The organism is Actinocrinis sp. (genome assembly GCF_035650855.1).
GTDB lineage: Bacteria > Actinomycetota > Actinomycetes > Streptomycetales > Catenulisporaceae > Actinocrinis.
On the sequence record NZ_DASRGV010000272.1, the window covers coordinates 1 to 9790 of the forward strand.

The following is a 9790-nucleotide window of genomic DNA, read 5'->3' on the forward strand; positions in this document are numbered from 1 at the left end:
ACCAGCGCGCGGCCGATGCCGCGGCCCGACCGCTGCGGGTCCACCATGTAGCTCGCGCTCGCCACATGTGCGCCGTTGCCGGGCCGGTTGGCGTACATGTTCGCGGTCCCGAGTACCGCGCCGGACTCGTCGACCGCGACGGCCGTGTGCGTGGGCGGCGGGAGCATCCACAGCTCGCGGCCCTGGTCCTCGGTCAGGTCGGTCGGATAGGCGAAGGTGTCGCCGGCGGCCACGATCGCGTGGAAGAAGGGCCAGATCAAGCGCCAGTCGTCCGCTACAGCTTCTCTGATCAGCACGTCGCCATCATGCCTTTACGTGCCGCGCCGCGACCACGCGGTTTCCGCCCCGCCCCGCTGCGTGTTTCACCCGGCCACACCAGGTTAGACGCGAGGTCCGAGTGCGTAACGGCGGAAGGGCAGCGATGAGCGAGGAACGGTCACCGGACGGGGCCCACGCGGGAGCGGTGCTGTTCGACGTCGACGGCACGCTGATCGACACGGCGTACCTGCACGCCGTCGCCTGGTGGCAGGCGTTTCGCCAGGCCGGGCTCACAGTCCCGATGGCGCGGACGCACCGGGCGATCGGCATGGGATCGGACCACCTGCTGGACCACCTGCTCGGCCCGGATCGCGACAAGGACGGCGACAGCGCGCTCAGCGCCTCTCACAACGCGCTGTTCGCGGCGTACTGGCCAAGTCTCCAACCGTTCGACGGCGCGGCCCGGCTTCTGCACGCCTGCCGGCAACGTGGCTGGCGAGTCGTGCTGGCCAGCTCCGCCAAGGAGGACGAACTGTCGGCGATGCGCGCCGCCCTGAACGCAGAGGACTCGATCGACGCGGTCACCGGCGCCGGCGACGTGGCGTCCAGCAAGCCCGCGCCGGATCTCGTTGAGCAGGCACTCGAGCGTGCCGGAGTGCCGCCGGAGCGAGCCGTGTTCGTCGGCGACACGCGTTGGGACGTGGAGGCCGCGGCGCGGGCCGGCGTGCCGTGCATCGGGATGCTTTCCGGCGGCTGGTCGCGGGCTGAGCTGGAGCAGGCCGGGGCCGTGGAAGTGTACGAGGGGCCGGCCGAACTGCTCGGCAAGCTCGACGGCAGCATCCTGTCGCAGCCTTCGAAGGACTAAGGCCAAAGGATTAGGGTGCGTTTCGGCGCCGCTAGCGAACAGCGCTAGTGGTCCGACGGCTGGTCGTCGCGTTCGAGCATGCCCGGGTGCACGCCGGGGACGGCGCCGGCACGCGCATTGCGCGCGGTGGCGAGCTTCTGCAGCAGGCCGAGGAGTTGTGTGCGCTCTTCGGGTTCCAGCGGCTCGCACATCGTCGCCTCGACGCCGAAGGCCGCTTGCATCGCCTGGCCGAAGGCGGCCGCGCCGGCTTCCGTGAGCCCGATGGTGTAGGCACGGCGATCCTCTGGATGCGGCCGCCGTTCGATGAGTCCCTTGGCTTCCAGGCCGTCCACCAGCGCGACCATGCGGTTGGGTGTGATGTTCAGCATCGCGCCGAGCGCCCGCTGCGAACCGCCCTGCGCGCTGGCGAGCAGCCGCAGCAGGCCGAATTGGCGCAGCTCCAGGCCGAGGCCGGCCAGCGCCTTGCCCATCTCGCCGCTAGCGTCGTAGCCGAGACGGGAGAGCAGGAACGCGACGCTCGGCGGACTCTGGCCCGGATCGAGCGACTGACTCACAGGATAATCCCAGGTTCGAATAGTCGCACGAGAGATATAGTACCGCCATGGAACGAATGCCGTGACGGGAACTGCGGCGCTGGAGTTCCACCGAGGAGGTGACCTCGCCGTGAGCGACAACCAGGCTCCGAACGACAGCCAGAACCCGAATCAGAACCGGAATCAGGACCAGAACCGGAACCAGAACCCCGCGTCGAACCCGGACAAGCCGCACCGCATCGGCCTGCGTGCGTCCGATGCCGAACGCGAAGCCGCGTTGCGCGTCCTGGCGAAGCACTTCGCCGACGGCCGGCTCGAGCGCGCCGAGTTCGACGAGCGCGCCGACGCCGCACTCGCCGCGCGCACCCAGGACCAGCTGCGCACGCTGTTCGCGGACCTGCCCGGCCCCGCGCCGGTGCCGCCGGCAGTACCCGAATACGCTGGTGCGGCCGCCTCCGCCTCCGGAGCGACCGCCCCGGACGGTTGGCAGGCGCGTCCGCCGGCGGTGCCGTGGGCCGGCTCGCTCGTGCTCGTTCCGGCGCTGCTGGCGTTCGCGGTCCTGGCCGCGCTGCACGGCGCGCCGCCGTTCCCGCTCATCCCGCTCGCGTTCATCCTGCTGCGCCGGCACCGGCGCTCGACTCGCTGGAATCGAGAGGTACGACCATGGACCTGACCCCGCAGGCCACCACGACCAACGCCGTGTCCGCCCCGTCCGCGTCGGCGCCTTCAGCGGAAAGGCTTCGGCGATCCAGCTTCGGCGCCGTGCTCGCGCTGATCGTCCAGTACGGACTCGGCATGGGCGTGAACCTGTTCGTGAACGTCCCGGACGCGGACAAGGGCAAGGGAATGGGCGCAGCGTTCGGCAAGGCCTTCTCCAACGGTCCGGCCGCGCTGGCCGCGCACGCGGGCATCGGGCTGCTGCTGGTCATCAACGTGATCGTCGTGCTCGTGACCGCGTTCCGGGCCGGGCACCGCGTCGCCCTGGTCAGCTCGATCGTGGGCGCGCTGTGCGTGATCGGCGCCGCGTTCTCCGGTGCGACCTTCGTCGACAAGGGCGCGAACAGCGCGTCGATGACGATGGCCGTGCTGACCGGCGTCGCAATTGCCTGCTACGCGGTCAACCTGTACGTGCTTGGCGCGGAGCGGGACTGATGACAGCGCACGACCGCAGGTTCCGCTTCGGTGCGGTGGCCGCGGTGGCGCGTAGCGCGAAGGAGTGGGCCTCGACGGCGCAGCACCTCGAAGAGCTCGGATTCTCGACGTTGCTGTGCCCTGACACGACCGGCACCCTCGCACCGTTTGCTGCCTTGACCGCGGCCGCGACGGCCACCGAGACGCTGCGGTTGGGCACGTACGTGCTGGCCTCGCCGCTGCGCTCTCCCGGCACCGTGGCCTGGGAGAGCGTGACGCTGGACGCGCTCAGCGGAGGCAGGTTCGAGCTCGGACTCGGCGCCGGACGTCCGGACGCCGCGCGAGACGCCGCCCGGCTGGGTCTGCCCTTCGGCAGTGCCGCCGAGCGCATCGCGCGACTCGAGGAGACGATCGCCGCGGTTCGGGCCCGTTTCGCCGGATCCGATCCGGCGGCTCAGCGCGACGCGGTGCGCGGCGTGCAGCAGCCGGCTCCGCCGATCATGGTGGCCGGCATCGGTCCGCGCATGCTGCGGCTCGCCGCGCAGCACGCTGACACGCTCGCGCTCGGCCTGCCACCGCAGAGCACCGACGACGATCTGGCGGCGAAGGCCGACGAACTGCGCCGCCTCGACGCAGCGGCCTTCGATCGGCTCGAACTGGCTCTCAACATCGCGCTGGTCGGCGAGAACGCGCCGCCGCACGCCGCCGCCTGGCTCGGCGGCGACCCGCAGGAATTGATCCGCGGCGGCTCGATCACCGCGCTCGTCGGCACCCCGCGTCAGATGGCTGACGCGCTGTTGCGGCGGCGGGAGCGCTCCGGCGTCTCGTACGTCTCAGTGAACGTGATGTTCGCCGACCGGTTCGCTCCGGTGATCGGGCTGCTCGCGGATCAGTGAGTGGTGGACAGGAAGTGGGAGAGCTACCGGCTGAGCTCTTCGGCGGCGCGGCGGGCGCGGTGGTCGGCCCAGGCGGCGATGCGGGACCAGCGGTTGGCCGCGGCCATCCGGCGGGCCAGCTCGTGCTCGCGCGCGGCCCGGAACAGCTCGTCGCTACGGGTGTCGGCCAGGGTGGTCGGGAACATGCTCGTCTTTCCCCTCCGTCAGGATCTTCGTCGGCCAGGCCCGTGCGGCGACTGGCGGGGTGCGATCCGTGACTGTCATACTTTGTTTTGACAGTAACGACGATACGCGCTAGGGGGTGACTGGTCAAGTGGATTTTGGCAGTCACACAGTGAGCTCGGTGGACCTCGCGGTCTCCCTGGTCAACGCGATAGTGCCGGGCGAATCCCGCGGCCGCGGCTACCCCGCGGCGGACGGCGTCGAGGAGTTGCGCGGACGGGCCCAGGCGGTCCCCGGACTGACTCCTGGCAGGCCGCTGACCGACAAGGAGACCCGCGGCGTCGCGAAGATCGCCGAGGAGCTGCATGCCGTCTTCGCGTCCGCGCACGACGGCGACATCGACGCGGCGGCCCGGCTGCTCAACGCGATGATCGTGCGCTACGACGCCCGACCGACCCTGCTGCGGCACGACAACGAGCCCTGGCATCTGCACTTCCACGGCCCGGGCGCGGGAGTCGTGGAAGGAATCGGTGGCGCGACATCGGTCGCCCTCGCCTTCGTCTTCGGCGGCGAATACGCCGACCGGGTCGGCATGTGCTCGGCGCCGAACTGCGACCGCGTGTACGTCGACGTCTCGCGCAACGGCACCAAGCGCTACTGCTCGACGGCCTGTCAGAACCGGGTCAAGGCGGCGAGCTTCCGCGCCCGCCAGGCCGGATCGGAAAAGCTCAGCGCGGACTGATCGGGACCAGCGAGAGGGTCGGCGTCTCGTCGGATTCCGCGGGTTCGGCGGGTTCCGCCGGCGCCGCTGACATCGACAGGGGTCGCAGATCGTGCTCCGGATCGCCGTTGCGCTCCCAAGGTGCCGGAATCGGCTCGGGCTCGGGGGAGCAGAACTCGCACTCGCAGTCCTGCGCCGCGGCGCCGCCGTCAGCGGCGTACCCCGGTCCCGCCTGCGAAGCGTGCGTCGTCGTGCGGCCGCGTTCGTCGTTCATTGACCGGAGCTTCCTGTTCTGTCGTTCTGTCGTGCCTCGTCGGACCGGCGGACGTCACACGACGCGGCGCACGGCGTCGATCGGCAGCATGTTCCAGGGACCGTACTGGACCGGCTGCCCGGTCGTCGGCGCGTGGATCACCAGGCCGTCGCCGACGTAGATCGCGATGTGCTCGTTATTGTCGTACAGGATCAGGTCGCCCGGCTGCAGATTCGACAGGATCGGCGCCACCGCGTACCCGTCGTTGACCTGATCGTAGGTGGTGCGGCCGAGCTGGACGCCGGCGGCCTTCCACGCCGCCTGGGTCAGGCCCGAGCAGTCGTATCCAGGGTTCCCGATCCCGCCCCACTGGTAGTAGATCCCGAGCTTGGACTTGGCGAACGCGACCGCGATGCCGGGCCGCCCGGACACCTGCGGCAGCGCCGCGATCCGGGCCGCGGACACGTTCCAGTCCACGTTGACCGGGCTGATCTGCTGCTGTTGGGCGAAGGTCAGGCTGGAGAGCAGCGCCTGCGCCTGCCGGTTCTTCGCCACGATCTGCGTGCGCAGCGCGGCGGCCTGGTTCTCGGCCTGCTGCAGCTGCTCCAGCCGGTCGGCGGCCTGCTTCTTGAGCGCCGTCACCTGGGCCTGCTCGGCCTTCAGCGACTTGAGCATCATCGCCTCGTTCTGGCCGAACTGGTTCATCGCCAGCGCGTGCTGCAGGTACTGGTCGGGGTTCTGCGAAAGCATCATGGTGAGCGCCGGGTCGACCGAGCCGGTGCGGTACTGCGCGGCGGCCAGCGGCCCGAGCGCGCCGAGCAGCGAGGTCATCGACTTCTGCGCGGCGACCGCCTGCCCCTGCAACAGGTCTACCTGCTGGTGCAGCGCGGCCATCTGCTCGGCCGCGGCGTCGTAGTTGTTGGTGGCCGTCTCAGCCTGCTGCTGAAGGGTCTTCACCTGCGCCTGGACGTCGGCGACCGACGCCGCGTGTCCCGCGGTCGCGGACAGGCCGACGCCCGTGGCGGCCGCGGCACCGGTCGCCGTGAGCGTGATCGCGGTGCGTACCGGGACCGTCCTGCGTCTGTGCGAGGCCATGAGGCCAGCTCCTTCACCGCTGTCGGCGTGTGGGCGACGCCGATTCGTCGCGCCGACGCTGCGCCCGGGCCGGTGGGCGCAGGCCGGCTCGAAGGCGAGACACGAGCGGATCGCCGTCCCGGTTCACTGCGGGCAGGCGGTGTTCGAAGCCGGTTTGTCAGAGCGCGTTGATCGTTGCGGTGAGGTTGTCCAAGAGGCGGATGCCGACGGTCGTCACGAGGCCGGCGCGGCCGACGTGGATGGCTCGGACTGTGCGGCCGGCTCCGCCAACGCCTGCTGCCCTGTCGTCCGTGCGAAGCCGATCAGTTCTTCGAGCGTCCAGTTGAGCCGCCCGCTGCGCAAATCGTCGGTCACCGCGCGGATCCAGTCGAGCTCCGCGGCGGTCATCGCCCGCAGGTATTCGTCTTCGAGCATGGTGACCCGCGGCAGGCCGTAGACCTCCAGCTGCTCGGCCAGGCTCTTCTCCTGCTCGGCGAGCGCCGCGCTGAGGACCGCGGCGCGCTGCTCAAGCACTTCGAGCGCATCCCGCGGCGCGAGCATGAGCACGAAGGAGAGCGCTGCGGGGAACTGCGGGAACTCCTGCTTTGGCTCGGCCAGCAACTCGTGCAGCCAGTCACGGGTCGCCTGCCGGCCCGCTTCGGTCAGCTCGTAGACCGTGCGCTCCGGGTACTGCTGGTCGCGCCCGGTCTCGCGTACCGCGATCAGGTCCGCGGCGAGCAACCGCTCGATCGTGCGGTAGAGGCTCGCGCGCTGACTGACGTTGACGACCTTGTCCTTCCCCCACTGCTTGATCAGGCGCTGGATGCCATACGGATGCAGCGGCTGGAAGTGCAAGAGGGCCAGAACGGTCACGCCGAGCGGGGAGGCGCGATGCGGAGTGCTCATGCGTCCATGCTACTCCCAACGAGACTAGTTGACGTGTGACTAGTTTCAATGCAACTATCGAGTCATCCCGCTCCGGCGGGGCCGAGAACAGCCTCAAGAGACGGAGAACCGCGGTGAACACCGTGACCATGAAGAGCAAGACCGTGCCGACCGACACGACCACCGACACCCCCGCCACTGAAAGCCCCGTCACCGGCGCCCCTGTCGTTGACACCGCCGCTGTCGTCGCCGCGCCGGCTGCCACCGCCGCCGTCGAGCGCGTCCACGCCGATCACGCTGTGGCCAAGCGCCTCGGCAACTGGACCCGCGCCGGCCGCTTCGAGGTGCGTGCCCGCAGCGGCCTGGTCGTCCTCGACCTGCGCTCGCCCGACCTGCCCGACGCGGTCGAACTGCACGTCGAACTCCAGCGCGCCACGGTCAAACTGCTCGTCCCCGACGACGCGCAGGTCGAGCACTGGGACCTGCACTGGACCGCGCGTGGCCGGGTCAAGGACGCGGCAGCCGCCGCGGCACCAGCCCCATCGGCGCACCCGGCCGGCACCCGGCGCATTCGCCTGACCGGCGTTTCCACGGACAGCGAGGTACGGGTGCAGCGCGGCGGCGTCGCGATCCTCACCGCGATGTGCTCGCGCGAATACCTCCAGGACCTGCGGCGCGCACACCAGACCGGAAGCCACCCGTCCATCGACGACCCGGCCCGCGCCGCTCGCTGACCACCAGACGCCCAATTCACAACGGGGAGAGAGGCACAAGCATGAACGCGATTAAGACAGCCGCCGTCATCGGGGGCGGAATCGCCGGGCCGGTGGCGGCACTGGCGTTGCGCAAGGCCGGCATCGACGCGACGGTGTACGAGGCCTACCAGGACACCGCGGACGGCATCGGCGGAACGCTGATGGTCGCGCCGAACGGGCTCGCCGCGCTCAAGATCGTCGGCATCGACCTGGACCCGGTCGGCCAGCCGATCCAGGGCATGGTAATGACCGACTGGCGCGGCAAGCGGCTCGGCGAGTTCGGCGGCGTCTCCGGACTGCCGCCGAGCCGGGTGATGTGGCGTGGCGAGCTCTACCAGGCGGTTCGCGAACAAGTAGCTGAGCTGGGCGTGCCGACCGTGTACGGCAAGCGCCTTGTTGGCGCGGAGGAGACACCGGTCGGCGTTACCGCACGGTTCGCGGACGGGACCGAGGCGAGTGCGGACATACTCATCGGCGCCGACGGCATCCGGTCGGTCGTCAGGCCCTTGATCGATCCGTCAGCGCCCGGACCGCAGTACACCGGGCTCATCGGCTTCGGCGCCTTGTCCAAGGCCGAGGTGCCCGGTGCCCGCTCGGACGCCATGTACTTCGCGTTCGGTAAGCAGGCCTTCCTCGGGTACTGGCCGGTGCCCGACGGCGGTACCGCATGGTTCTGCAACCTGACGCAGGAGAAGTTCGTCACCGCCGCCGAGACTTGGGCGACGCCACGCGCCGAATGGATGCGCATCCTGCGCGAGAAGTTCGCCGACGACGTCCCCGGGCGCGACCTGCTGCTCGGCACCGAGGCCGACGACCTGCTCACCTTCGGCGGAATGGAGATCCTGCCCTCGGTACCGCGCTGGCATCGCGGCCGGATGGTACTGGTCGGCGACTCGGCGCACGCGCCCTCCTCAAGCTCCGGCCAGGGCGCGTCACTGGCGGCCGAGAGCGCGATTCAACTCGCCCGCTGCCTGCGCGACCTGCCGGACGTCGGCTCGGCGTTCACCGCGTTCGAACGGCTGCGACGCGAGCGAGTGGAGAAGGTCGCCGCCCAGGCCGCGAAGACCAACAACCAGAAGTCGATGGGTCCGGTCGCGACCACGCTCATGTCGCTGCTGATGCCGCTGGCGAGCCGGACGTTCATGAAGCCGGAAAAGCTCATCGGCTGGACCCATCGGTACCGCATCGACTGGGACGAGCCGGTCACCGTCGGTGGCGGCGACTAACTTAGGGACCAAGCCAAACAGCACCAGAACGGGACGGGGATGCACGAGATGTCACAACACTCGAACGAAGGCCCTCTTCGATCCGCGCAAGCGCAGGCTGCATCCGGTCAGAGCGCGCCAGGCCAGTCCGTGTCAGGTCAGTCCGCGCCGCTACGCATCTTCCTGGCCGGCGCGTCCGGCGTGATCGGCATCAGGCTGCTGCCGCTCCTCCTCGCAGCCGGGCACACGGTGGCCGCCATGACCAGGTCGGAGGGGAAGCGGGAACTGCTGGCGTCGATGGGTGCGCAGCCGGTCGTGTGCGACGTCTTCGATGCGGGCGCACTACGCGACGCGGTGGTCGACTTCCGCCCCGACGCGGTGCTCCACCAGCTCACCGACCTGCCCGACACCGCGGACCGCATCCCGGAGTTCGCCGCCCGAAACGCGCGCATCCGCACCGAAGGCACCCGCAACCTGGTGGCCGCCGCGGTCGCCGCCGGCACGCGCCACTTCCTCGCGCAAAGCATCGCCTGGGTTTCCTCCGGCGGCGCGGCGGTCCTCGAGGAGCACGAGGACCAGGTGCTCAAGATCGGCGGAGTCGTCGTCCGCTACGGCCAGCTGTACGGACCAGACACCTTCTACGAGGAGTCGATCCCCGCGCACCCGCGCATTCACGTCGACGCCGCGGCACGCGAGACCGTCCCGCTGATCACGGCCGCATCAGGGGTCGTCGTGCTGGCCGAGGGCGACGAAGCCTAGCTCGTCTGTTCGATCCACAGTGTGGATATCGCCTGTGGATAACTCTCTTACCGGCACCTACACACTACCAGCCTGTGCAAAACCATCGAACAAGCGCGCGGCGGCGGCATCGTCGCCGCGCGCGGTGTTTCGGGAGAATCGTCCCACGGGTTCGCAAACAGCAGGATAAGGATGAAGAAACCCTGAAGTACGTTCCCGTGGGGCCATTGCCACCGGCGCGATCTTGTCGCACCGTGTCCGAGGCGGCGGCACCCGTCCACAAGATGAGTGGCCTGACTCGCTGCGAGGAGGCC

General features: G+C 69.9%; 14 protein-coding genes. 8 read left to right on the forward strand and 6 right to left on the reverse strand.

Annotated features, from left to right (window positions below):
• Window positions 1-296: GNAT family N-acetyltransferase (locus tag VFB40_RS19585; protein WP_324852731.1), on the reverse strand; the 296-nt coding region annotated here is incomplete at its 3' end.
• Between the two features lie 125 nt (window positions 297-421).
• Between VFB40_RS19585 and VFB40_RS19590 the strand changes: the two genes are divergently transcribed.
• A complete protein-coding gene (locus VFB40_RS19590; RefSeq protein ID WP_324852733.1) occupies window positions 422-1123 on the forward strand; it encodes an HAD family hydrolase in 702 nt (233 codons plus the stop codon).
• A gap of 44 nt (window positions 1124-1167) precedes the next feature.
• Here VFB40_RS19590 and VFB40_RS19595 read toward each other — a convergent pair whose 3' ends face one another.
• Window positions 1168-1677, reverse strand: a complete 510-nt coding sequence (locus VFB40_RS19595; RefSeq protein WP_324852735.1) for a MarR family winged helix-turn-helix transcriptional regulator — start codon at window positions 1675-1677, stop codon at window positions 1168-1170.
• Between the two features lie 109 nt (window positions 1678-1786).
• On the opposite strand from VFB40_RS19595, the gene VFB40_RS19600 reads away from it, so the two are divergent.
• The 3 genes from VFB40_RS19600 to VFB40_RS19610 are packed head-to-tail and all read left to right on the forward strand — an operon-like array spanning window position 1787 to window position 3683.
• Window positions 1787-2329 (forward strand): DUF1707 SHOCT-like domain-containing protein, encoded by a 543-nt coding sequence (locus VFB40_RS19600; protein WP_324852737.1) that lies wholly within the window; start codon window positions 1787-1789, stop codon window positions 2327-2329.
• Window positions 2320-2808, forward strand: a complete 489-nt coding sequence (locus VFB40_RS19605; RefSeq protein WP_324852738.1) for a hypothetical protein — start codon at window positions 2320-2322, stop codon at window positions 2806-2808. The genes VFB40_RS19600 and VFB40_RS19605 overlap by 10 nt, the downstream gene beginning before the upstream one ends.
• A complete protein-coding gene (locus VFB40_RS19610; RefSeq protein ID WP_324852740.1) occupies window positions 2808-3683 on the forward strand; it encodes a TIGR03621 family F420-dependent LLM class oxidoreductase in 876 nt (291 codons plus the stop codon). The genes VFB40_RS19605 and VFB40_RS19610 overlap by 1 nt, the downstream gene beginning before the upstream one ends.
• Before the next feature lie 23 nt (window positions 3684-3706).
• Here VFB40_RS19610 and VFB40_RS19615 read toward each other — a convergent pair whose 3' ends face one another.
• Window positions 3707-3868, reverse strand: a complete 162-nt coding sequence (locus VFB40_RS19615; RefSeq protein WP_324852743.1) for a hypothetical protein — start codon at window positions 3866-3868, stop codon at window positions 3707-3709.
• Between the two features lie 149 nt (window positions 3869-4017).
• On the opposite strand from VFB40_RS19615, the gene VFB40_RS19620 reads away from it, so the two are divergent.
• The gene (locus VFB40_RS19620) at window positions 4018-4587 is read left to right on the forward strand and encodes a CGNR zinc finger domain-containing protein (RefSeq protein WP_324852745.1); all 570 of its coding nucleotides are present in this window, start codon (window positions 4018-4020) and stop codon (window positions 4585-4587) included.
• Here the strand turns inward: VFB40_RS19620 and VFB40_RS19625 are convergent.
• From VFB40_RS19625 to VFB40_RS19635, 3 genes are all read right to left on the reverse strand, one after another.
• Window positions 4574-4840: a hypothetical protein gene (locus VFB40_RS19625; RefSeq protein ID WP_324852747.1), complete on the reverse strand. Its 267-nt coding sequence runs from the start codon at window positions 4838-4840 to the stop codon at window positions 4574-4576. The genes VFB40_RS19620 and VFB40_RS19625 overlap by 14 nt on opposite strands.
• 54 nt (window positions 4841-4894) lie before the next feature.
• The gene (locus VFB40_RS19630; RefSeq protein ID WP_324852749.1) at window positions 4895-5914 is read right to left on the reverse strand and encodes a C40 family peptidase; all 1020 of its coding nucleotides are present in this window, start codon (window positions 5912-5914) and stop codon (window positions 4895-4897) included.
• A 213-nt stretch (window positions 5915-6127) separates the two neighbouring features.
• Window positions 6128-6799: a PadR family transcriptional regulator gene (locus tag VFB40_RS19635; protein WP_324852751.1), complete on the reverse strand. Its 672-nt coding sequence runs from the start codon at window positions 6797-6799 to the stop codon at window positions 6128-6130.
• 113 nt (window positions 6800-6912) lie between these two features.
• Here VFB40_RS19635 and VFB40_RS19640 point away from each other — a divergent pair, with 113 nt between their 5' ends.
• The 3 genes from VFB40_RS19640 (at window position 6913) to VFB40_RS19650 (ending at window position 9497) form a co-directional block, all read left to right on the forward strand.
• Window positions 6913-7512 carry a hypothetical protein gene (locus tag VFB40_RS19640; protein WP_324852753.1) on the forward strand — a complete coding sequence of 200 codons (600 nt, stop codon included), beginning with the start codon at window positions 6913-6915 and terminating at the stop codon, window positions 7510-7512.
• Window positions 7513-7553: 41 nt separating this feature from the next.
• On the forward strand, window positions 7554-8759 hold the full coding sequence (locus tag VFB40_RS19645) for an FAD-dependent oxidoreductase (RefSeq protein WP_324852755.1): 1206 nt from the start codon (window positions 7554-7556) through the stop codon (window positions 8757-8759).
• Between the two features lie 129 nt (window positions 8760-8888).
• On the forward strand, window positions 8889-9497 hold the full coding sequence (locus VFB40_RS19650; protein ID WP_324852757.1) for an NAD-dependent epimerase/dehydratase family protein: 609 nt from the start codon (window positions 8889-8891) through the stop codon (window positions 9495-9497).
• The last annotated feature ends 293 nt before the right edge of the window (window positions 9498-9790 follow it).